General features: G+C 42.7%; 16 protein-coding genes. 3 read left to right on the top strand and 13 right to left on the bottom strand.

Translation table 11 applies throughout. The annotated features are described in order from the left end of the window. Window positions 1-101: 101 nt before the first annotated feature. From CDG79_RS18585 to CDG79_RS18565, 5 genes are all read right to left on the bottom strand, one after another. Window positions 102-5,675 (bottom strand): hybrid sensor histidine kinase/response regulator, encoded by a 5,574-nt coding sequence (locus tag CDG79_RS18585; protein WP_094343449.1) that lies wholly within the window; start codon window positions 5,673-5,675, stop codon window positions 102-104. A gap of 90 nt (window positions 5,676-5,765) precedes the next feature. Continuing rightward, on the bottom strand, window positions 5,766-8,699 hold the full coding sequence (locus CDG79_RS18580; protein ID WP_094343467.1) for a methyl-accepting chemotaxis protein: 2,934 nt from the start codon (window positions 8,697-8,699) through the stop codon (window positions 5,766-5,768). Between the two features lie 14 nt (window positions 8,700-8,713). Further along, complete coding sequence (locus tag CDG79_RS18575; protein ID WP_012412196.1) at window positions 8,714-9,244, bottom strand: chemotaxis protein CheW; 531 nt, start codon at window positions 9,242-9,244, stop codon at window positions 8,714-8,716. Window positions 9,245-9,257: 13 nt separating this feature from the next. Beyond that, on the bottom strand, window positions 9,258-9,623 hold the full coding sequence (locus CDG79_RS18570) for a response regulator transcription factor (protein ID WP_069073698.1): 366 nt from the start codon (window positions 9,621-9,623) through the stop codon (window positions 9,258-9,260). Window positions 9,624-9,823: 200 nt separating this feature from the next. Next, entirely contained in the window at window positions 9,824-11,020 is a 1,197-nt protein-coding gene (locus tag CDG79_RS18565; protein ID WP_094343448.1) for a response regulator, read from the bottom strand. A 467-nt stretch (window positions 11,021-11,487) separates the two neighbouring features. Here CDG79_RS18565 and hmpF point away from each other — a divergent pair, with 467 nt between their 5' ends. Next, window positions 11,488-13,248 (top strand): pilus motility taxis protein HmpF, encoded by a 1,761-nt coding sequence (gene hmpF / locus CDG79_RS18560; RefSeq protein ID WP_094343447.1) that lies wholly within the window; start codon window positions 11,488-11,490, stop codon window positions 13,246-13,248. A gap of 172 nt (window positions 13,249-13,420) precedes the next feature. Here hmpF and CDG79_RS18555 read toward each other — a convergent pair whose 3' ends face one another. From CDG79_RS18555 to CDG79_RS18535, 5 genes are all read right to left on the bottom strand, one after another. Further along, window positions 13,421-13,822 carry a helix-turn-helix domain-containing protein gene (locus tag CDG79_RS18555; RefSeq protein WP_094343446.1) on the bottom strand — a complete coding sequence of 134 codons (402 nt, stop codon included), beginning with the start codon at window positions 13,820-13,822 and terminating at the stop codon, window positions 13,421-13,423. Next, the gene (locus tag CDG79_RS18550; RefSeq protein ID WP_094343445.1) at window positions 13,806-14,105 is read right to left on the bottom strand and encodes a type II toxin-antitoxin system HigB family toxin; all 300 of its coding nucleotides are present in this window, start codon (window positions 14,103-14,105) and stop codon (window positions 13,806-13,808) included. Before CDG79_RS18550 ends, CDG79_RS18555 begins: the two co-directional genes overlap by 17 nt. Window positions 14,106-14,135: 30 nt before the next feature. After that, entirely contained in the window at window positions 14,136-15,152 is a 1,017-nt protein-coding gene (tilS, locus tag CDG79_RS18545; protein WP_094343444.1) for a tRNA lysidine(34) synthetase TilS, read from the bottom strand. A 62-nt stretch (window positions 15,153-15,214) separates the two neighbouring features. Beyond that, the gene (locus CDG79_RS18540) at window positions 15,215-15,550 is read right to left on the bottom strand and encodes a KGK domain-containing protein (RefSeq protein ID WP_094343443.1); all 336 of its coding nucleotides are present in this window, start codon (window positions 15,548-15,550) and stop codon (window positions 15,215-15,217) included. Window positions 15,551-15,609: 59 nt separating this feature from the next. Then, on the bottom strand, window positions 15,610-16,227 hold the full coding sequence (locus CDG79_RS18535; protein ID WP_094343442.1) for a Uma2 family endonuclease: 618 nt from the start codon (window positions 16,225-16,227) through the stop codon (window positions 15,610-15,612). Between the two features lie 425 nt (window positions 16,228-16,652). Between CDG79_RS18535 and CDG79_RS18530 the strand changes: the two genes are divergently transcribed. Next, window positions 16,653-16,979 carry a hypothetical protein gene (locus CDG79_RS18530; protein ID WP_094343441.1) on the top strand — a complete coding sequence of 109 codons (327 nt, stop codon included), beginning with the start codon at window positions 16,653-16,655 and terminating at the stop codon, window positions 16,977-16,979. After that, window positions 16,980-20,810: a tetratricopeptide repeat protein gene (locus CDG79_RS18525; RefSeq protein WP_094343440.1), complete on the top strand. Its 3,831-nt coding sequence runs from the start codon at window positions 16,980-16,982 to the stop codon at window positions 20,808-20,810. 71 nt (window positions 20,811-20,881) lie between these two features. On the opposite strand, the gene CDG79_RS42460 is transcribed toward CDG79_RS18525, so the two are convergent. From CDG79_RS42460 to ccsB, 3 genes are all read right to left on the bottom strand, one after another. Then, a complete protein-coding gene (locus CDG79_RS42460; protein WP_189525041.1) occupies window positions 20,882-21,229 on the bottom strand; it encodes a hypothetical protein in 348 nt (115 codons plus the stop codon). Window positions 21,230-21,515: 286 nt separating this feature from the next. Then, window positions 21,516-21,824 carry a KGK domain-containing protein gene (locus tag CDG79_RS18515; RefSeq protein ID WP_094343439.1) on the bottom strand — a complete coding sequence of 103 codons (309 nt, stop codon included), beginning with the start codon at window positions 21,822-21,824 and terminating at the stop codon, window positions 21,516-21,518. Window positions 21,825-21,960: 136 nt separating this feature from the next. Further along, on the bottom strand, window positions 21,961-23,022 hold the full coding sequence (ccsB, locus tag CDG79_RS18510; protein ID WP_094343438.1) for a c-type cytochrome biogenesis protein CcsB: 1,062 nt from the start codon (window positions 23,020-23,022) through the stop codon (window positions 21,961-21,963). Between the last annotated feature and the right edge of the window lie 185 nt (window positions 23,023-23,207).

Below are 23,207 nucleotides of genomic sequence, written 5' to 3'. Positions count from 1 at the left end.
GAAAAGCTAACTTCGCACGGGTTTGATTAGGAAATTAATCATTTTTTGTGGACTGGATGAACTAAGAATCCCACCCCTTCAAGGGGTGGGTGGGAATGTCACTAAACATTACTCGTAGTGCTAACAAGTTTTTCCCCTTTCAACATCCGCGTCGCCGCTTCAAGTAGAGCTTCTTCGAGATAAGGCTTGGTAAAGTAGCCACTAGCACCGAGTTGAGCGGCAATTTGTCTGTGCTTATCTGCACCTCGCGAGGTGAGCATCGCGATCGGTAGGTGGTTAAGGTTAGAGTCTTTCTGAATGCGAGAGAGTAATTCCAGACCATCGCAACGGGGCATTTCGATGTCGCAAAATACGATATCGCAAGGCAGACCAGAGCGGAGTTTATCCCAAGCTTCCTGTCCGTCACGCGCCTGTTCTACGCGATAACCTGCTTTGTTAAATGTCAGGGATAGCAATTCTCGGACTGTAATGGAGTCATCGACAATCAGCACTGTCGGGTCAATCTTCGTCGGAGAGGTGTCTGCGGGAACCCCTTTCTGTTGCCAAGAATTGCCACCCATTTGTGTAGAAATCCGTCCTTGGAAGATATCAATGATTTCCAGCACGTCAGCAATGGGCATAATCCGACCATCACCCAAGACTGTAGCACCAGCGACACCAATGGGTTTAGGTGCTGGGCCTTCAAATTGCTTAATTACAATTTCTTGTTCGCTTAACACTAGGTCAATTTGTAGAGCAATTAGGGTATTTGCCGATCGCACCACGACCACAGAAACCATATCATCATCTCGCGTACCGCCATAGACATTACCGCGACTGATTTGCCGATTGAAGGTTAAAAGTTCTTTCAAAGGTCGGAATGGCAGCACCGTATCGCGCCAGGAAATAAATGATTGGCCATTGGCATCATGCTGAATATTTTTCACTGGTATATCCAGCGTATCTTCTACACCGTCCATTGGAAAAGCGATTCTAGATCGATCGGAGACGCAGCAGAGGGCTTTACAAATACTCAGAGTCAGTGGTAGACGAATCGTGAAGGTGGTTCCCTTGCCGATCGCAGAATCGGTGTTTACTGTCCCCCGAATTTCGCTAATCTCGGAACGCACTACATCCATACCCACACCACGACCGGAAATTTCATCTGCTTGGTCTTTGATCGTAAAACCAGACTGGAACAGCAAATCGTAAACTTCCAGGCGAGACATGGCTTTTGCTTGTGCTTCTGTAATCATGCCAATCTTCACCGCTTTAGCCTTAACCTTGGCAGAATCGATACCTGCACCATCATCGCCGACAGAAATGATCGTTTGGTTCCCTTGGTGGAAGGCACGGATAGTAATGATTCCCACGGATGGTTTACCAGCAGCTTGTCGTTCTTCTGGGGTTTCAATACCGTGAGCGATCGCATTATTCAGCATGTGAGTTAACGGATCGGTCAGATGATCCAAAATCATCTTGTCAATTAAGGTATCGCCACCTTCGATTACCAACTCCACTTGTTTGCCACACTTAATGGCGTTGTCGCGCACTCCTCGCCGCCAGCGATCGATAGTTTGGGCAAAATGCACCATTCGCGCTCTTGTGAGTCCCTCTTGTAGCTGCGTGGTTACTTGACGGAACTGCCTTGCTACTCGCTCGGTTTCTTCGGTGACAAAATCAATGTCACTAGCTGACTCACGCACTCGCACAATGCGCTCAATCATCTGCTGGGAGAGTGTATGGAAGGGAGTAAAGCGATCCATTTCTAGCTCGCTAAAACCTCTATCAGCATTGGAATCAGGCGCTTGAAAGCCGGAATCTTTCTTTTTGCGTCCAGCTAATAGAGAAGCTTCCAGGAGCGATCGCTCGTACAACTCTTGCATTCTTGCACCCACATCCGAGAGTTGTTGCACCTGAATCAGCAAGTTATCTAATGACTGGCGTAGCCGTTCATGATCTTGCTCTAAAGTATTGCGATTTACCACCAACTCCCCGACTAAATTACTCATATCGTCCAGTTGTTTAACTGGAACCTTCATCGTTTCTTCAAATCTTGCAGCCCGACGAGTAGAGGGACGGGGAGCTTTGCTGGTGTTTGATTTGGCTACTGGTGAATGGGATATTGTTTGATCCGCTTCTGCTAGCAACTTCTCCAAGTCACCAAATTCATCTATGGCTAGTGATGGAATGGTATTTTTCGCCAAGACTGGTTGAGTGTTTAAGGGCTGGCGTTGGCGTAGCCCATCGGAGACATCGCTTTCATTATCTGTACCAAGCAATTCTTCCAGGGCTGCAAAATCTAGTTCTGGTATTGAGGTAGCTTTGGGGTTAAGTACTACTTCCTCTCCTAGTAATGCTTCCAAGTCTGCAAAATCATCATCTGGAGCAGTTACTTGTGTGCTTGCCAATTCTTCAGTTGAGGCAACAATAGCATTTTCTTGATCTGACACTGGTGGCGCTTCAGATGTCTCTCCTAGCTCCCAAAAATTGGTTTCTACATTTTCTTGAATAACCGTTTGTGTAAAGTCATTGACATCTTGTGATGTCGCATTTTCTCTTAACTCTTCCTGGTTTGTTGCTTCTAAGAGAGCAGTTTCTGTAAACAACAAATCATTTGTGAAACCCAACTCTATATCTTCAAAATCTCTGTTTATTGGGAATTCAAAGGCAGTTTCTAAATTATTGTTATCCTCAGTCTCTAATATTTCTGGTTGTGTTTGGGCTGAATCTAAGTTTTCTCCAAAATTGATATCTAAAGAAGTTTCTATAATCGATAGTTCGTCCACAGTCTTTTCTGTGGTTTCCATCTGAATATAGGTGGAGTCTGTAGCTACATCTTCAAACACCAGTTGCGGATTTTCATCGAAAGAACCGAATAAATCCTCTGGTTGTGTTTGGGCGGAATCTAAGGTTTCCCCAAAATTGATATCTAAAGAAGTTTCTGTAATTGATAGTTCGTCCACAGTCTTTTCTGTGGTTTCCATCTGAATATAGGTGGAGTCTGTGGCGACATCTTCAAACATCAATTGCGGATTTTCATCGAAAGAACCGAATAAATCCTCTGGTTGTGTTTGGGCGGAATCTAAGTTTTCCCCAAAATTGATATCTAAAGAAGTTTCTGTAATTGATAGTTCGTCCACAGTCTTTTCTGTGATTTCCATCTGAATATAGGTGGAGTCTGTGGCGACATCTTCAAACATCAATTGCGGATTTTCATCGAAAGAACCGAATGAATGAAGTTCTAGATCAACAGCAGATATTTCTGGGGGCTGATGAGTAAATTCTGGAGCAAAATCTAAAGCTTCTGGTTGTTGCGATCGCATGAGAATTTCTTCTCCTGGATGCTGTCCAAACAAAAGTATTTCTGGCGTGGAGGTATTGCTGATTGCTGGGGAAAAAGTTGAGTCACTGAGTGCCAACTCATCAAATAAATCATCTCCAGAATCTGATGAGAATATCAAATCTAGCTGCTCTTGGTGCTGGAAATTAATATCCAAATCTTCCAAGTCAAAACTGGCTAGAGGAGAAGATATAGTTTGTTGACTATCGGCAAAAATATCATCAGTTGTAGCAAACAAACTCTCCTCTAATGCCCTTTCCACATTTTGCTCAATTAAGGAATCGAATTCGTTCTGTTCCTCTGTACTTTCTTGGTTCCAGAAGTTGCTCAGATCGTTTTCTGATTGAGAAAACTCAGGTGCTGTTGCTGGAGATGTATCAAATAAATCACCTATTTCTGGTTCACTTGTAGGCAGTAATGTCTGTTCTTCCATTTCAGCAAACGGATTGTCCGAAGCCAAGCCTATTTGCTGGGGTAATTCTATGTAGTCACTAGGAGTAATTTCTTCTACCCAGTTTGCATTTCTAGTTTCGGATAATAAGTTATCAAAACTATTTGGTTGGTTAATCGATAGTTCTACATTAGCAAACGCTTCAATTTCTGGTTGAGTCACTTCGCCTTTAGGCAATATTTCAGCATCATCATCTAGATCCAGTGTCAATAAATCTTCAAATACATCGTCTTTGTTGACACTAGCAAGCTGGTTTGTCTCACTAGAAATATCAATAAATTCTTGTAAATCTTCGGAAGAAGAATCTAAATTTATATCAAGTACGTTAATATCACTCAAATCTAAAGTCGTAGCAGATGTTTGTTGATTTTGCGGTTCTGAAGTCTCTTTTTCTAGGAAATTGTCGCCAAATAACAAGGATAAATCTTCTGTTGTGGCTGTAGTTGCTGCTCGATCAAAGGAAAGTAAATCAGATAAATCGCTATGAGCATCCTCAGCGTCAGTGCTGCTGAAATCAATTCCAAAATCATCGGTAGAAACAATATCTAAGGTTTCTTCTTGATGCCAGCTTTCATCTAGTTCAGGAGTCTCACCTTCAAATAAATCGGCAAGGGTATTTAACTCAGCTATTCCTACCTCTGGCCCGTTGGGGTCAAGATTGTTACTGATTGGATGTGCTTCGTCATGTGTGGTGAAACTAAGACTAGTGTGAATTGCAGCGTTGAGTGGTGTCCCTTGTTGAAGATAGGGGCGAACGCTAGCATCCTTGTCTAGATTAAGTTCTTCAGTGGTCTGGGCTAGGTTTAACTGCTCGGTGTTACCAGATAAAATTGGCTCTGACGCAGTTGATGATTCTGTCAAAACCGCAGTCTGTGCATCAAACAAATCAGGAGTAACTTCTAATAACTCAATTTCTGCCAAGCTCAAAAGTGCTTCTAGTTGCTGACTAATTGCAATTTCGGCTTCCCTACCTTGCAGGACTAATTCTTGAGCTTGCTTAATTTCGGTAATGACAATTTTAGCTAAAGTTAGATAACTATTTTCAGAATTGCCGATCGCACTGGCTGCTGCTTGACACAAACCACACCACTTGGACAAATTCCAAGTCTCACCAAGTTTGACTAACTGGTAACAGCATTGCTGAAGGTTTTGCCGAGTTGAGGGTGTTGTGGTTTGCTTAAACAGTTGCAACATTTCTCGCAGTGTTTGCAGCACTTGGGCTTGAAACTCGCCCCAATTATTATGTTCTTTAGCCGTAACTGGCGATCGCGCAGAGTTAGCGAGTCCGCGTTCAGTGAGAGCGTCTCGTACCTGCTGAGGTGCTACTGAGACAGATATTTCTGGAGATTCCTGATGAGTGTCTTCTGCCAAACTGGGAATATCTCGCCGCAGGAAAATTTCTGTAAGTGTAGAGACATTCTCTAAAGAGTTTGTGTGTAGTTCTATTGCATCAGTACTGCTGGATGCTCCAATTTTTCCTTGTTCTACAAGTAGTTCTAAATGCTCATACAGCCATTGAAAGACAGGCTCAGTTTCTGACATTAAAGTATTAGCTGCATCTTCAGAAAGACCATAAGGCCCGCTCAAATGCTCTAACAGCGATTTCAGGGTATCAGATACACCAAGAAATAAAGACTCTAACTTTTGGTCAATCTGAACCGGATTATCTTTAAGAACTTTGAAACAATCTTCCAGACGGTGGGAGGTATGCTGGATGCTAGTCAATCCAAGCATCGCGGCTCCTCCTTTAATGGAGTGAGCCGCCCGGAAGACTTCACTGATCATTTCCGGGTCGTTCAAGGTACCTTCTAGATTCAGTAACCCCTGCTCAATGGTATTCAGGTGATCCCTGGCTTCTTCGATAAAGTAACCCAAAATCCGCTGTTGTTGTTCCGGCAGCATAGCAAAAGTTATGAGTTATGAGTTATGAGTTGTTAGTCATTGGTCATTGGTCATTGGTCATTGGCAAATAACAAAAGGACAAATGACAATTTATCTAGTTTCCATAGTTTCCACTCGGAAACGTTCAACGGAAGCGATCAAGTCACGGGATACACCTACTAAGTGTTGTAGGGCACCTGAAACTCGCTGTGCTTCTTGAGAAGTTTCTTGTGCAGTGAGTTCTACTGATTGCATTACGTGAGCGACGGCGCGGGAGGTTTCAGTTTGTTCCACAGTGTCGCTGGTAATGGAGCGCACAAGAATATCAATGCGATTCGCCACTTGAATAATGTTTTCGAGCGATCGCTTGGCTTCTTCTGCCAATTTTGTCCCTTTAATTACTTGTTGTGTGCCTTCTTCCATCGCGGTCATTACAGAACCTGTTTCGCTTTGGATTTGCATCACAATTTGTTCAATTTCCTTGAGGGATTTCGCAGATTTATCTGCTAATTGGCGCACTTCGTCTGCGACGATCGCAAACCCGCGTCCAGCTTCTCCGGCTCTTGCCGCCTCAATACTAGCATTGAGTGCTAATAAGTTGGTTCTGGAAGCAATCTGAGAAATCAACGCCACAATTTTAGAAATTTCTTGAGAAGATTCCGCCAGCCGCTTCACTTTGCGAGTGGTTTCGGCAACGGTTTCTCGGATTTCTAAAATCCCCGCCACAGTATTTTCTACTGCTTCGCCACCTTTGAGAGCGATCGTACTAGCATCACGAGCAACGGTTTCAGCTTCCCGCGCCGCTTCTGCTACCCGTTGAATCGAGTCAGTCATTACCTGTACAGAATTCAGCGTCACTGCTAACTCTTCTGCTTGACGCAAAGCATCACTAGATAAGGCTCTAGCAAAGGTTTCAGAGTTGGTTGCACCTTTTGTTACATCCTTCGCTGCTACTTTTACTTGTTGCACAATATCGCGCAGGTTTTGAATTGTCAGGTTAAAAGCGTCGGCTACTGCTCCTAGTACGTCTGCTGTCACCTCAGCTTGGACTGTTAAATCGCCTCTAGCGGCTCCTTCCACATCATCCAAAAGGCGAATCACCTGGCGTTGTAGGTTTTCCTTGGCTTCCTCTTGTTCATCAGCTTTCCGTTGGGCTTCACTTGTTGTTGTGAAAATGACCCGCGCCATTTCATTAAAGCCAGTGGCTAAATGCCCCAATTCATCTTCGGAAAACACGGTGGCTTGAGCATTCAAATTTCCTTGGCGTACAGCTTCAAACTGAGCTTGCAGATCGTTGGTTGTGCGCCGAATTTGTTTGAGGGCAAAATTCCCCATGAAGCCTGCGGTGGCAAAACCCGCAATTCCAGCTGCTAGAGACATTGCCCAACCTGTGTTTCGGACTGATTCTCGTTGGGGGGCTGGCGAAAATGTGGTGGCGACAAAGCTAACTGTGGCTACCACTAGCGCCGAGACAATGCCGACACTTCCGGCAATTAACCATTGTTTCCTTTCTATGGAGGCATTCTCTAATGGTGCTAACCAGCCTTGCTCGACGCTAACGTTGGGTTCTAGTTTCGAGACATCTGTTTGGCTAAAGATTGGAACTCCTTCATGGGAACCAGTCATCGAGAATAGCTCTTCTTCGCGATCGGCTGCATTACTTCCAGAAGCCTCCGCAACTTGAGAACGCCCACTACCACTAGTTTCTGCTGGAGCAGAATACATTGCTGCATCACCAAAGTTAGAATCTTCTTCGATCAGGTCAAACCCTGGAATGTTGCCTAAATCGTCAAATTCCTCAAAGTCATCTAAAAAATCGATATTACTCTTAGAATTTTCTCCATTCAGTATATTGTTTGAGTCTTCATAAGAGCTTGACCCCTCTGAGCCAAAAGCAGACTCAAATGCTTCCATATCAAAGTTTTCATCATCAAAGCTATTTTTGCCGATGCTTGTACCTGATTTCAATTTCTTTTCTTCTAGAGGTATATTGCCACTAAAAGATGAAGCCTTATCAGATAAATTCGGCTGAAAGTCATCCTCTGCTTCCAAATCTTTTGACTTCAACCAATCATGGGCTTCGGTTTCCGGTAAATCATATTTACTGTTGTTATTTGTACTTATCGAACTATTTATAAGTTCTTCTTCGACAACAATAAGTAAAGTCTCATCTCCAAAATTCGATTTTTTATATTCTAAATTCCCAACCCTAAGCTCTGGAGACTTTGGCTCACTCAACAAATCAGAGAAGTTATTGTCGCTATTACTAGTTTGGGAATTAGAAAATGAAAAGTTATTATTGTCAATAGCTGAATTTTCGGGAGTAGAATTTATCTCATTCTCGGAAAAATGATGATTTACTAATGATTCCTCATGGCTATCTTCTGATCCATCCTCCTGCCAAAAAGCAGGTAATTCTAATTCTGTTTTTTCCTCATAATTACTGCTATTTAAATCCGATTCCTCTGATTCTTCATCCAAAGCAAAAGGGTCATCACCAAAAGCTGTAGAAGAATCTGATATTTTCCTCGTTCCAATACTATCTTCTGTGGGGATGTCAAATGGACTATGAGAAGATAGTTCTTCAACCTCATTCCCAGTTTCTTGATGCTCTCCAAAAAAGTTCAAATCAAGATTTTTACTGTCAAACTCTTCACTAACCCCCAAATCTTCTAATTCTGGTTCGCTATATGCCAGTGGATCGGATATCTCTGAGGAATTGATTTGTTCTTGATTTCCTGATGTATCAATCTGCCCGCCGAATGACTGTAAATATTGATTGATATTCTCAATTCCATTATTGGCAAAACCAATAATTTCTTGCTCATTAGTCAAGCCTAAGACCTGTTGATATTCTTCTTTTGCTACATCATACTGCTGTAAAACATAGTAGATGTGACCTCTTAACAAATGAGTGTTGGGGTCATCTGGTAAATTTTGCACCACTTGGTCAACTAAAGTGGCTGCAACCTCATAATTTCTTTGGACATAGGCGGTCATCGCCTGTTGATATGTTGGCTCGTAATTATCAATACTTGCTGCCATTTCCTCCTCCAATTTCATCCTGCCCACCTAGCACTCCGTACAATTGCCATTTGATCGAGCAGTCGTAGACACTGATTATTTTTAGCACTTAGTAACCACTCTCCCCGTAAAAAAGGAACCATAGTATCTGGAACACTAGTTGGTGGCATGAGATTCTGGACATCCAACCAGTCCATACCTCCGATTTCTTCTACTGCTAAACCCACTATTGTGTCTTGCTCTTCGATGGCAATCACCGAAATTTCAGCTCTATCCGTGTTTAATGCACTTGCTTCTCCCAGAAATTGACCCAAATCAGCCACCCAAATAACTCGACCTCGTAAATTTAGAGTACCCAAAAGTAAAGGAGAAGCATTAGGAATCGGGGTGATTCTATCAGGACTTAGTTCAATTACCTCCCGAATGCCAGTTGCTTGTAGTGCAAACTCCTGATGCGAGGGAATGTAAAATCTCAAATGTAACTCACCTTCAGGACTTTCTACTTGTAATTCTGGTCGGAAGTGGTCTTGACCGCTACCACTTAAAAAGTCCGGTTTGCTGACCATATTGCTTTTATCCTTATCCTCGCAGCAGTTGTTTGACTGTTCCTACCAACTCGGTTGGTTGAAACGGTTTGGCTATGTAGGCATCTGCACCCTGCTTCATGCCCCAATAGCGATCGAATTCTTCGCCTTTGGAAGAACACATCACCACAGGGACATTTTGGGTTTTTGGATCGGATTTTAACCGCCGACAAACTTCGTAGCCGTTCATCCGGGGCATAACAATATCCAACACCACTAAATCGGGAGGTGCTATTTGAATTGCCTCCAATGCTTCTAATCCATCACTAGCATGGGTAACTGTTAGTCCAGTTGCTTTCAGGAGGTCTGTAATCATCTCCCTTTGTGCAATACTGTCTTCTACAATCAGAACTGTACTCATAAATGTCTATTTACCTCCTGATGTAAACGTTCCTATTTGGAACATTCCCTGATTCCTCCGCAAGTATTAACTGTATAAATTAATTGTATGTTCTCACTATTTTCCTGGATACTGAGGTTTCATTAAGTTGGCTGACTCTGTGATAACATCTTTTAACTGATCTTTTAGTAGATCAACAAGTTTATGTTTTTCCTCAGTCCCTACTCTCCATTTTCATAGGATTCTATTTTGAGATATTTCTCTACGAGCATGAGTAATTCAGTGTCTGTAAATGGTTTTGTTAAATAATCTGTAGCCCCGACCATCCTAGCTTTGACTCGATCGATAAATCCATCTTTACCAGTGAGCATAATAATCGGTGTGAGCCGAAATGCTGTGGAATGTCGCAGCATGGCGCAAACCTCGTACCCCTCCAATTCCGACATGGCGATATCGCATAAAATTAAATCTGGTTTGAGTTGAAAAACCAGACTCAGTGCCTCTAAGGGATTGGTGAGAGCGATCGCTTCATAACCCTGTGGTTGTAAGATCGAATTTATAGTCTCACCGATGGCGATCGCATCGTCAATACATACTATCCGCCCCCTGTATTTTGCCTTCAATTCCCCGCTATCGATGTGGGTATCTGATTTAGCCGTAACTGAATATACTAGTTGTAGCCAACTCTGTTGCACGTATGGATATATTGCCTTAGCAACTGTCAAAATGTCTCGGTTGAGATAGCGAGACAGTTGACGCAAGGATGTTTTACCATCAGCCCAATGTTGTAATTTATCCACAGTTGCTTCTGGTAGTGAAGATTGTAGCTGAACTTTGTCAGATAGCACTGGTAATTGTTCGGGAGACTGGATGTGTGGATAGAGTTCTTTCCACTCTTGCACCTGCTTTGTAATTTTTGTAACAAATGGAGCAATCTCGAAAGTGTTTAATTGTGGGGCAAGTGCCGCACCCTGATGAAAAATGAAGTTCCCTTGGTGTAAACTCAGCAGATCGAAGAGAGTTTCATGCACCAAGCCGTGAATGATACTACCAGCTATCTTGGGGTTGATAATATTCCGCTCCAAAAGTGCCCACAGATAGGCATACTCTGGTGAGTCGGTTGATGGTAGAGAGGCAATTTGTTTGTCGGTGAGTCGCATCTCGACTCGATAATGACGTAAATAATCGTTAATTCTGGATAAACTACTCTCACCTTCTTGGCAATAAATAATTTGACCATTGAGGAAAAAGACGAACCAAGACTGTTGTTTGGGACGATAAATGCTTGCTCCCTCTCCACTCAGCTTGTTGTTATGGTGAGAGCTTTGAGCTTCTACCCATAGTTGGCCAGTTCGCTGTCCCAACTCAATCAATTGCAGGATACTGCAAATATCAATTTCACTTAAATTTCCCTGCATTTACCTAAAAAGTACTCCTTTTATTGATTAATTGTGTCCCGCAATTTTTCCATTTTTTGAGTAAGTAGTTTAAGTATTAATTATGGAGTATTGAAAAGATTTTTACCTTTTTTCTTATTGCTATATCATCTGTTGTATCCATAGACGGGTAGCGGCTACTCTGCGAGAACCCCAAAGGCGAACCCGCACAGGTACGAGAACTGCTATAGATTCAGCTAGAACCCTTAATTTTTCGTAATACACTTTGACAAAGCTAGTGTTAACACGGAAGTCATCATCACTGTCATCAGTACAAAATATAAAGGCGCGACCACTCGCTTTTATAAGTATCAAGACGTAATATATCGCGTCTATAGTTTTGTCTGTCTTGTTCTCCTAAACTTGGGTTCAGTGACACAAGTTAACAGAATTATTTAAGGAATATCCCAAAAAATGAACTTTAAGTGCATCAATAAAGGACTAACGGTGTGCTGTATTTAGCAGAAGTACAAAAACAGAAAGGTGGTTTACTCAGTGGCGGTGGCAAAACTGAACTGAAACTGCTAGCTTGTCAGCGAACTGACCAGAATTGGAATACTGTGTCGGAAGAAGTGATTGCTGCTGAGGACGCAAGCAAATTAAATGATGGCGCTTTGGTACTGGTTGAACTGAATCCAAATCGTCAAGTGCAGCGAATTCAAGAAGCAGGGCGGCCACTAGTCAATATTTTGCAGAATTTTTCCCGCCAATTGGAGAAATTTAAGCTCAAGGAAGATGAAATCGATCAGTGGAAACAGTCGTTAACGTTTCAGGCGCAAGAGTTGAATCGTCGTGAAATGGACATGGAAGTACGCTCAGAACAGTTGCAAAATATGGAAGAGGAGTTGCAGCAACTAGAGCAACAAAAACAAGAAGTTGACACATCTCGCCAAGAAATTGAACGGTTACAAACAGAAGTTGAACGCAACCGCCTAGAATTGGAAGGCGCTTGGGAACATTTGCGGGGTGAGCAACGCCGTTTGGAGGAACATCAAGCGGATTTTAAACAAGGGACGGTTTTGGATGAAGAGCAAAGTCGGGTAATGAGTGAGTTACTCGATCGCTTATCTAGTCGTGTTGCTCCCACGGAAACAGTCAGGGAACACCTGCATTTAGCTTTTGAATTGGTGGAAAAGCAGCAAGCAACTCTTACCCCACACTGGCAAAAACTAGAAGAACAAAAAACTGCGATCGCACAACAGCAAGAAGAAGTGGAGCGGTTGTCACAAACATTTAGCGATCGCCAAAATGCATTGCAAGAAGCACAAAATATTCTAGTTCAGCAAACAGCCCAATTGCAGATAAATACAGCAGACCTTAGCAGCAAACAAGAGTATGCGCGGATAATCAAGGAGCAGTTACGAAACGCGGAAGAGTTATATCAACAAATTCACTCTTTGGCTGCAACATCTGGTGATGTAGTTCTCGGCCAGCAAGCTAATGTGGAAGCTTTGGATAAAATGTCTTTAGAAGAACTACAAAAGATAGTCCAAGACTTGCAGCATAAGCTGCAAATAGATGCTAGCTTTGTTCACGATCAAGAACAAGAACTGACATATAAACAAGAAGCTATAGAAGAACTGCAAAATAAATTAAGCCAAGCATCTGACCAGGATCACATCAATTTGGAACTGGAATTAACGGATGAAAAAGACCTCTATCAGATGCTAAACTCCAGTTTGGTGGGACAACGCCGCAATATGTTACAGCATCAGAAGTTTCTTAAGCAACACCAAGCTGTATTACTACGGCGACAAGGACATCCTGTTGTTGAGGAAGAAGAGGGTAATAAAGTTAATTTAGAACCGGTTCTATTACAAATTGAAACACAGAGACAACAATATTCGCAGGAAATCCAAAAGCTGGAACGTGAAATCGATCAGATCCGTTCTGGTATTGAGCTAAATCAAGGAATGATTGACAATCAAACTCACGATTTGGATGAAAAGCGCCAAGAACTGAAAGCGATCGAAGAAAACTTGCTATCTCTACGAAGAACAACTGCTGAATATTCTGGTCGGGTGAATCTTTATCAAGAAACACTACAACCAATTCAGGATTCCTTGGATGGATTACGGCAAAAGCTGCAAGGAATTGTAGAATCTTTGGATCAATTCCAGGAAACTGGCGATCGTCAAGTCCAAGGGATCGCCCAGTTGCGCCAAACTCTCCAGAGTTTAATGCCTCAGCCAGAATTATTAGCGTCATAAAGAGTGCTGAGTTAAGAGGGACGTATTTGCGCCCCTCTTAACTATTTCAAATAAATCCAGTCGCCTTCTACTTGAGCGATCGCACCACCAGGAAATGGATCGGTTTGCGATCGGGCATCAGCCCTAACTTATTTTTTTCGGGCTAAAGCCCAACTACGAACTACGAGCTTAGTTATTCCATAAATAAACTAGATTCTACATAAAAAAAATCTCCCAGCTTACGCGCTTGTTCTGTATTTATCTTCTCTTGCCCATTTAAAATATTATTAACCAAATCTTCTGTTCCTAAAACTGCCACTAAATCATCTCTACTTCTCTCAGATTCCTCTAAAAGAAATAACAACATAGATACAGGATTATTCTGCTGCATTGGCTGATAATATTCCTGTTCAAACTTTTCAATTAAAGTAATTAATAACTGATAAAGTTCGTCTTCTTCTGGGGTGCGTTCCCGGTGCATTAAATCTTCTACTATCTTTAAAGCTTGCTCATTTTCAACTTCACTTTTTATCAGTTTGGGAAGATAAGCTGTTAATAATTCCTTGTATTTATCTGGATTAAAAGTAAGGGTCATCTTTCCAGTTCTCCTTATCATTTTCCGCATGTGTGAGGATATACTTAATATAAATTAACTGCCCTTCATAATCTATACTAACAATCAAGCGATATTTATTTCCTTTAATATTGAATACTGTAAAGTTACCAACAGCTTCAGCTTTAATAAAAATTTGCTGTACTTCAACTAAATTTGACCATTTCGCTTTAGTGGCGACTTTATACCAATTGCTTAATGCTTCCTGACAATCTGCATGATTTTCTGCATATTCTCTTAAAATTTTAAAACTAATAATGTGCATCGTCCCTGATAACAAAAAGACTTTAAATAACTATTTCAAATAAATCCAGTCACCTTCTACTTGAGCGATCGCACCACCAGGAAATGGATCGGTTTGCGATCGGTTTGGGGCTATAATTAAAGCCGTTAATTTTTCGATATGTTCAAAACCGGGGGCATCAGCCAGTATTTGCTGCAACACCTGACGCATCACCCGACGTTGCAGTGCCAATGGTGCTTTCTGCAATACCCGACGATTTAAGCGTAAGGGGAGTGGGGAGTGGGGAGTGGGGAGTAGGGGAGAAAGAGGTAATTTTTCATCACCCATGCCCAATGCCTCTTCCCGTAACTGCTGGGCAGCGTTTTCTAAATATTCCACTTCTGCTTGGAGAAGTTCTGCTGTTTGGGCTAAAGCTGATTCTACTTGGGGGTTGAAATTTTCCCGCAAATATGGTAACAACTCTTGTCGAATCCGGTTGCGGGCATATTGCAAATCTTGATTGGTGGAATCTTCCCAAATTGGCAATTTAAACTCTTGACAAAATTGCTCTGTTTGTGGGCGAGTAATTTCTAAAAGTGGACGCACTAGCATAATGCCTGTAGTTAGGGGGCGTTGCCAAGTCAGGGCTTGTAAACCATCAGCACCAGTCCCGCGAATTAAATTGTAGAGGAGAGTTTCGGCGCGATCGCTGGCGGTGTGTCCTGTAACTATATACTGATAATTGTTTGCTTGTGCGATCGCACTTAAAGCTTGATAGCGCCAATCCCGTGCAGCAGCTTCACTATTTATCGGTTCGTTTGCTGTTTCTAAATAAAAGGATATATCCCAAGTTTTAGCTAAATTTTCGACGTGATGAGCATTAGCTTGGGAGTCAGAACGCCAGCGATGATCGCAGTGAGCAATACCTAAATCCCATCCCCATTTGGATTGTAAATCTAAAAGTAATTTTATTAAACACAAAGAATCTTGTCCGCCGGAGACAGCGACTAATAGACGCTGGTTGCGCTCAAATAAGTGGCGCGATCGGATGGTGCGATGTATTTTTGCGTGTAGGGGAGTCCATACCATTTTTTTCAGTGCACACAGACAAAGATAATTTTCTATTATATCTGTGTAGATAAACTTTGGTATTAGTTTTTACCTTCCTTTAGTTGCTGCCGAAGATCGTCAAGGGGAGAGTTTTCCTGTTTGATGTCTAATCGACGATCTTCGATTTCATCAGGGCAAAATTCTAGGCTCACTCTAATTTTACCTGTTCGCCATTGTTGACCAGGTATTAAAACACAACATTCAAATCCTTCTCCAAATACTCTTGATACTGATGATGTACAGTATTCTGCCCAAATTTTCTTGATTTCCTTTAATAACTGAAAGACTATTTGAGTGCGGGGTAAATTTTCAAATGCTTCTTGGTGAAAATGTACAACATCATCATCAGGATTTAGAGGCTCCCATTGTTCGTTCATAGTCAATCTTCTGTAACTAAATTTATAGTTCCCAAAAGATAGGAATTAATTAGAACTTCTCATAGTTTTTGGATTTGACTTGCAGCAACAACTTCTTTAACAGTTAACGCTAGTTCCGGGAAGGTAGTAGAGAGAATGCGGTCATTACCCGTGAACTTTTGAACTTGGTATTGACCATTAACCAATTGGTAAACAAAAATCGTGGGGAGTTTGGGATTACCGAGATAAGCACGAGAAGCGATCGCTAGATAATCTACAATCCAATATTCAATGATACCAAGTCGCTGATACTCATCTAGCTTATCAACATAATCATCATCCCAGTTTGTTGAGGTAACTTCTACAGCAAGTTGAATCGGCTCAATCAACGCCCCATAAGCCAGAACATTACTGTTCCACTGTGATGCACTAACTACGCTTACATCTGGATTTCTGCCTTGTTCTTGCCCAGCATCAGTAAACGTTTTGATGATGATATCTTTGTCAGCAATATATTCAAGTCCCAAGCGTCTAATTTCATCATTGAAGGCAAGCATTAAAAACCTTGCCACATTCTTATGCGCTCTAGTTACCTCCACTGGTATAATCTCTCCATTGACTAGTTCGTAAATGCCAGCATTAGGGTATTGCTCTAGAAACTCTTCAAAAGTTAGTTTTTTAACTGGAGTATGAACCATATTGTTCACCTGCTAAAAAAGGACTTAAATAATTCGTAATTCGTAATTCGTAATTCGTAATTCGTAATTCGTAATTCGTAATTCGTAATTAAACCCCTAAACTTTGTTAAAGTAATTTTTGAAAGTCAGATTCAATCTGGGTTTCCTTATATCTTGTGCCTGGCGACTAGAAGTCGCGGCTACACAGACAAAACCCACCTCCGTGGGTTAAAAACCTTTGATTTTCTCTTAGTCCACGGAGGTGGACTTCGTTTGTATAGCCGCGATTTCTAATCGCCAGGACTTACAAGAAGTGAGTTTCCAGGTTTGTATCTGTTGCCTTATTTTAGACAATTCGTACAACACAAACTAAATAATTTAAAAATCCTTTCTTCTCTGCGCCTCTGCGTGAGATAAAAATACTGTATAACTTCACAAGTAACCTTATGGCACAAATTCAAATCGGAATCGAAGGTGAAGGCGCACCAACAGCAGCCGAAGCATTGCTAGAAATTCCTGGAATATCGGGAAGCTACGAAGTTCCACCTCAAAAAGAGGCAACTCTAGCAGCGATCGCTACCATTGTCGGCATTGTCGGCGGTGCTGCGGCTTTAGCTGAACAAATTCGCAAATGGTATCAAGAATGGCATAAATCCCATCCAGGGAAGCGATTTGAAGTGGAAATTTTTGACCCTGTGAGTGGAAACAGGATTTTACTTGAAGAAGCTACCATAGAGGAAATCACGGAAATCCTCAAATCTATCAGCAAATAAGTGCAAACTATCCGCATTCAACTTCGGGAAAGTACGCAGGAAATAGTTGAACTCAGGTATTGGCTACCTCAACAAAAGCACTATGAATCACGTCGCCTGAAATTAGCAGAAATCGCTAATTTCCTTAAGCAAGGTGAACGAGATTACTATAAACTGCTGCCCAATTTACCAGGAATCGGGAAGCAGTTATTTTCTTGGTTGGATGGGGATGGACGCTGGTTGAGTCGGGGAATTGCTGACTGTGGCGATGATCTGTTGGTAATTGCCATTGATACTGATAAAAAATTGGCACATCTACCTTGGGAAGTGCTGCATGATAATAAGGATTTTTTGCTTAAGCGCGTTAATCCAGTGGTGTTACCTCTGCGCTGGATTGAAAAAGAAACGGCAGGGTTTTCTGTGGAAGCACGACAATTGCGAGTATTGTTTATGGCAACCGACCCGGAAGATGTGCAACCAAAGTTAGAGTTTGAACAGGAAGAAGCGAAAATTCTGGCAGATACGCGAGATTTTAATTTAGATTTGCGGGTGGAAGAAAGCGGTTGCGTTAGCGAGTTGGGTAAGGTGTGGAGTCGCTATTTTAATGACTTTGATGTGTTTCACCTCACAGGACACGCCTCAATTAAAGATGAAGCACCTTACACGCCTTACTTTATCACTGAGACGGAAATTGGGGAACGCTACGAAACCACAGCCGCAGAACTGGCCGAAGTCTTCCGGTTTCGCTTTCCCAAGTTGGTGTTTTTATCTGGGTGTCGGACTGGACAAGCACCAGATAAAGGCGCTGTCCCTTCAATGGCTGAGGCACTAATTGACCAAGGGGCGAGGGCGGTTTTAAGTTGGGGGCGGCCTGTGGAAGATCGGACAGCTACAGCCGCCGCCGCGCACCTCTACGGAAAATTGGCTGCGGGATATCAATTAGCTGAAGCACTCGCTAGCACTTACCAGCAGTTGTTTAAACAGAATGTGCGTGACTGGCATTTGTTGCGGTTATATGTCCAGGGAGAATGTCCGGGTGCGTTGGTGGAAGTGTGGGGAGATTTGCCACCCTCTGCGCCGGAACCTGCATACCAACAGTTTTTAGATCCCGATACCCAACTGGTGCGGGTGGCGAAACCCTCTGAGTTTGTTGGGAGACGGCGGACTTTGCAACGTTGTCTCAAAGCTATTCGCACTTCATTAGGGGTACTAATTTACGGACTGGGGGGTGTGGGTAAGAGTACTGTGACGGCGCGACTTCTGGAAAGGATGGTTGGCTATCACAGGCTGGTGAACTTTCGCCAACTCGATGAGGATAAACTGCTGAAAATTCTGGCTGAACAATGTACCTCGGAACGGGGGCATGATATTCTCAATGGCAAGTTACCCTTGATGCAGCGCCTCACCAAGTTTTTCACTGAAGGACTGAATACCAAAGAACAGCGCTTTGCCTTTGTGCTGGATGACTTTGAGGCTAATTTGGAATTACGAAATGGGGTTTATGTCTTGCAACCACAAGTTGTGGATGTACTGCTGGCGTTGCTGAAGGCGATGCAAAATTCCCAACTTCCCCACAAGGTAATTATTACCTGTCGCTACAATTTCACATTGTCGGAACTGAATCATCGTCTGTACCGCGAACCTCTGGGGGCTTTGGGTGGGGCAGATTTAATTAAAAAGTATAATCGTCTGGATTCGTTTAATGGCAGTTGGCAATTTCAGCCAGATTTGCCGGAACGTGCCAAACAAGCAGCAGATGGAAATCCTCGGCTGTTGGAATGGTTAGATAAGATTTTGCAAAATTCCCCGAAGTCGCCGGAAGCGGAGAGGGGAGTTGAGATGATTCTGCAAAAGATGGCAGATAAGGAAAAGGAATTTCGTGAGGATATTTTGGCACAGGTATTGCTGAAGCAGCAAACTCCAGCTTTGCGTCAAATGCTGGGGAAGTTGTTGGTGTATGAGTTACCTGTTCCTCTAGCTGCGATTTCCCCGATTTGTGAGGATATCTCAAGTTGGGAAAGTCATAAGCAACGCGCTGAAATTTTGGGTTTGTTGGAAGTTACCCTCACCAACAACACAGAGAGGTTGTATCGTGTTCCCCGGATTTTGTCACCGTTGCTAGAGTTTCCAGAAAACCCCAAGGGTGAAGAGTTGTATAAACAAGCTGCACAAATTTTGTATCGTCTGTGGTGGGAAGAGGCGGAAAGTCCTACGGAAGCACAAAGTTTAGAAATTCATCGCTTGGCTTTGTTGGGGAAGGATGGAGAAATTGCGGCGAAAATAGCTACTTCATTGGCCAACCACTTGCAGAATCAAAGTCGATTTCGGGAAGCAAGACATCTGTGCAAATCAACTTTAGAAATTACTAAAAACCATAGTGTTCTCAAAGAAATGGCTTATTTTGAACACCAAATGGGTGAGGTTGATCAAGCATTAAACTATTACCAACAAGCTTTGAATCTTTGTCCCGCAGAAGACGAAGGAGAATTAGCATCAATTTATCATCATTTAGGTATGCTTAAAAACCACAAAGGGGATGTAGATGAAGCGATCGCACTCTACAATCAGTCTTTGGAAATAAAAGAACGCATTGGAGATGTCCAAAGCAAAGCGGAGACGTTGAACCAACTTGGACATATCTACGCCGACAAAGGGGAAGTGGATGAAGCGATCGCACTCTACAATCAGTCTCTGGAAATAACAGAACGCACTGGTAATGTCCAAAGCAAAGGGGTGACGTTGCACTCTCTGGGAATGATCTACGCCGACAAAGGGGAAGTGGATGAAGCGATCGCACTCTACAATCAGTCTTTGGAAATAACAGAACGCATTAGAAATGTCCAAGGCAAAGCTGCGACGTTGTACTCTCTGGGAAATCTCTACGCCAACAAAGGGGAAGTGGATGAAGCGATCGCACTTTTCAATCAGTCTTTGGAAATAACAGAACGCATTGGTTATGTCCAAGGCAAAGCAATGACGTTGAACAATCTAGCAGGTATCTACGCCAACAAAGGGGAAGTGGATGAAGCGATCGCACTTTTCAATCAAGTCCTTGAAATTGATGAGCGCATTGGTAATGTGCAAGGCAAAGCGACGACGTTGCACAAACTGGGACGTATCTACGCGAACAAAGGGGAAGTGGATGAAGCGATCGCACTCTACAATCAGTCTTTGGAAATAACAGAACGCATTGGAGATGTCCAAACCAAAGCGGCGACGTTGCACTGTCTGGGAATTCTCTACGCCAACAAAGGGGAAGTGGCTCAAGCGATCGCACACTACAATCAGTCTTTGGAAATAAAAGAACGCATTGGAGATGTCCAAGGTAAAGCGGTGACGTTGAGCTGTCTGGGAATCATCTACGCCGACAAAGGAGATGTGGATGAAGCGATCGCACTCTATAATGAGTCTTTGGAAATATTTGAACGCATTGGTAATGTCCGAGAGAAAGCGGCGACATTGAACCAATTGGGAATTATCTACGCCAACCAAGGGAAAGTGGAGCAAGCGATCGCACTCTACAATCATTCTTTGGAAATAACTGAACGCATTGGAGATGTCAAACGTAAAGCGGCGACTTTGCACTGTCTGGGAATTATCTACACCAAAAAAGGGGATGTGGATGAAGCGATCGCACTCTACAATCAGTCTTTGGAAATATTTGAACGCATTGGTAATGTTCAAGGCAAAGCAATGGCTCTGTGGTGGTTAGGAGATTTGGCAGAACAACAGGGTGAATACACTAAAGCGATATCCTATTTGCAACCAGCTTTAGAGATTTTGCAGCGATTGAAGTCACCGGATGCTGAAAGTGTGAGTGCAAGTCTTGATAGGATAATGGGTAATTCGTAATTCGTAATTACTGAAAGATTTTTGTCTCACGCAGAGGCGCAGAGGCGCAAAGAAGAACGCGAGAGTGTGGTTTAGTAAATGATCCAAAAGCCGTCATTGCGAGCGAAGCGAAGCAATCGCAGGGGTTGGGATTGCTTCGCTTCGCTCGCAATGACAACTGGGCATTTTTTTACTTGGAGTACTCTAATGAGTCTTTGATACTCGTGGATGAGTCTTTGATACTCGTGAATGAGTCTTTGATACTCGCGGAGGAGTCTTTGATACTCGTGAATGAGTCTTTGATACTCGTGAATGAGTCTTTGATACTCGCGGAGGAGTCTTTGATACTCGTGAATGAGTTTTTGAACTCCATTAATGAACCTCAGAGCTTCGTTCGTGAACCTTTGAGCTTCGTTGATGAACCCCGGAGCTTCATTCATGAACCTCGCAATGTTGTTCGGTTAAGGCAAAAGACGCGATAAATCGCCGTATCTACAATAATAATTCCTTTGTAGAGACGGCGATTTATCGCGTCTTCGTGATTATGGGATTTATTTCATTAATAGATTTTGATCGCAATTCAGGTGAGAGAATCAGGATCTATGCCGAGCGATCGCTAACCATAAAAATATTTAAATGTTTGGACTCTACAACAAATCTCAATCTGTCGCGGTGTCCAGATCCCCGACTTATTTAATAAGTCGGGGATCTTTTGCTCATTGAATATTAGTTTTCCACTTGTTTGAGTTTTTGAAAAATTTCATCAAGGGGTGATTCAGATTCATCAGGACAAAATTCTAAAGCAAGTCTAACTTTTCCTTTTTTCCATCCCAAAGTACTAAATTGTAAAACTTCACAATTTAATCCTTGGGTATACAAATTTACTTCGTCTGTTTCTTCCGCTCCAATATATTCCTTAATTGCGGTAATCAAATCACGGACTTTAAAAGTTTTAGCAATATTTAATTTATTAAAGGTGTCTGGTTCTATAGACACAACTTCATCGTGATTAAGTCTTTCAAATCCATCTTCCATAAAAATGTCCTATCACTAAATCTATATTTTCTAGTGATATAACAGTTCATCCGAAATAATTCCCAAGAGATAATAGTAAATTTAAATCTGCTGCTTTCTCCCTCTCCAGCAACGGAGAGGGTTAGGGGTGAGGTTATTAAAAGAACCAGCCGTAAGAATGCAAACCTTTACCTAAAAGATTCACACCGAGATAGCAAACCCAAACAACAACAAAGCCAGTAGCAGCTAAAATTGCGGGACGAAGCCCTTGCCAACCGCGAGTGATTCGGGCGTGCAGATAGGCGGCGAATACTAACCAGGTGATTAATGCCCAAGTTTCTTTGGGATCCCAACTCCAGTAAGAACCCCAAGCCTCGTTAGCCCAAACGCCACCAGCAATAATGCCAATTGTCAATAAGGGAAATCCAAGCCCGATGATGCGATAGCTGATATTGTCGAGGGTTTCGGCAAGGCTAAGGCGCTGAGGTGAAAGGGGTTCAGCAGATGCTACCGTTTGAGGTTCAGAAGTAGTTACTAAATTCAAAACGGCAGTGTTGGCGTTACCATTACCGTTGCTACTACTTTCAAAACGAGCAAAGCCGTTATTTTCGGCAGAAGGGGCTGGTGGTTGAGAAATTAGTTCAGATGCTTTGTGCAAGCGGTAGCCGTTGCTGCGATAGCCACCAGTACCGACAGAACTGCCTTGTAGTTGGATGTTTTGACCGCGAGTGACAATCAGAAAAGCGATCGCTAATAACGCACCCACCATTAAAGCAGAATAACTCAACATCATGACGCTGACATGCATCATCAGCCAATTTGACTTCAATGCAGGTACTAGGGGTTCTGACGCTTGCATCTGGGATGGTAATGTCATCGTCGCAAAAGCAGCAATCAACATTGCCACCGGAGATGTAACAACTCCTACTAGGCGGCTACGGCTACTACTTTCAGCAATTAGATGGACGGTGGTAATTCCCCAAGTTAAGAAAAATAGAGATTCATAAAGATTACTTAGGGGAAAGTAACCAGCTTCTATCCATCTTGCCCCTAATAGAGTCGCCATACACAAATTAGCGATCGCCATCCCAGCTGTCCCCAAAGCGGCTAGATAAGGCAGATTCGGAAAAGCCGCTCCTCCCCAATACACCAGCATTGTTAGGAATAATATGGCAAAGGAGGCATTGTCCAGCCAATTCTGGAGTACAACCAGGTTCATAAAGTCTTCTCTCCGTGAATGATTTAAAATATGGATTCTGACTATTCTGATCCTATATGTTTACAGGGTGGAATTGGGAATTGGGAATTGGGAATTAGGAATTGAGAATTGGGAATTGGGAATTGGGAATTGGGAATTGGGAATTGGGAATTGGGGAAAGACTTACTGTAACTTCTCCTCTGCTC

Origin of the sequence: Nostoc sp. 'Peltigera membranacea cyanobiont' 232, from assembly GCF_002245985.1 — a bacterium.
Lineage (GTDB): Bacteria > Cyanobacteriota > Cyanobacteriia > Cyanobacteriales > Nostocaceae > Nostoc.
This window is presented reverse-complemented; position numbering and strand designations above follow the sequence as displayed.

What these genes read in the sequence shown, in the direction of transcription:
- CDG79_RS18585 (WP_094343449.1), bottom strand. Translation starts at nt 5,675, where the DNA reads ATGCTGCCGGAACAACAACAGCGGATTTTGGGTTACTTTATCGAAGAA.
- CDG79_RS18580 (WP_094343467.1), bottom strand. Translation starts at nt 8,699, where the DNA reads ATGGCAGCAAGTATTGATAATTACGAGCCAACATATCAACAGGCGATG.
- CDG79_RS18575 (WP_012412196.1), bottom strand. Translation starts at nt 9,244, where the DNA reads ATGGTCAGCAAACCGGACTTTTTAAGTGGTAGCGGTCAAGACCACTTC.
- CDG79_RS18570 (WP_069073698.1), bottom strand. Translation starts at nt 9,623, where the DNA reads ATGAGTACAGTTCTGATTGTAGAAGACAGTATTGCACAAAGGGAGATG.
- CDG79_RS18565 (WP_094343448.1), bottom strand. Translation starts at nt 11,020, where the DNA reads ATGCAGGGAAATTTAAGTGAAATTGATATTTGCAGTATCCTGCAATTG.
- CDG79_RS18555 (WP_094343446.1), bottom strand. Translation starts at nt 13,822, where the DNA reads ATGACCCTTACTTTTAATCCAGATAAATACAAGGAATTATTAACAGCT.
- CDG79_RS18550 (WP_094343445.1), bottom strand. Translation starts at nt 14,105, where the DNA reads ATGCACATTATTAGTTTTAAAATTTTAAGAGAATATGCAGAAAATCAT.
- tilS (WP_094343444.1), bottom strand. Translation starts at nt 15,152, where the DNA reads ATGGTATGGACTCCCCTACACGCAAAAATACATCGCACCATCCGATCG.
- CDG79_RS18540 (WP_094343443.1), bottom strand. Translation starts at nt 15,550, where the DNA reads ATGAACGAACAATGGGAGCCTCTAAATCCTGATGATGATGTTGTACAT.
- CDG79_RS18535 (WP_094343442.1), bottom strand. Translation starts at nt 16,227, where the DNA reads ATGGTTCATACTCCAGTTAAAAAACTAACTTTTGAAGAGTTTCTAGAG.
- CDG79_RS18530 (WP_094343441.1), top strand. Translation starts at nt 16,653, where the DNA reads ATGGCACAAATTCAAATCGGAATCGAAGGTGAAGGCGCACCAACAGCA.
- CDG79_RS42460 (WP_189525041.1), bottom strand. Translation starts at nt 21,229, where the DNA reads ATGAATGAAGCTCCGGGGTTCATCAACGAAGCTCAAAGGTTCACGAAC.
- CDG79_RS18515 (WP_094343439.1), bottom strand. Translation starts at nt 21,824, where the DNA reads ATGGAAGATGGATTTGAAAGACTTAATCACGATGAAGTTGTGTCTATA.
- ccsB (WP_094343438.1), bottom strand. Translation starts at nt 23,022, where the DNA reads ATGAACCTGGTTGTACTCCAGAATTGGCTGGACAATGCCTCCTTTGCC.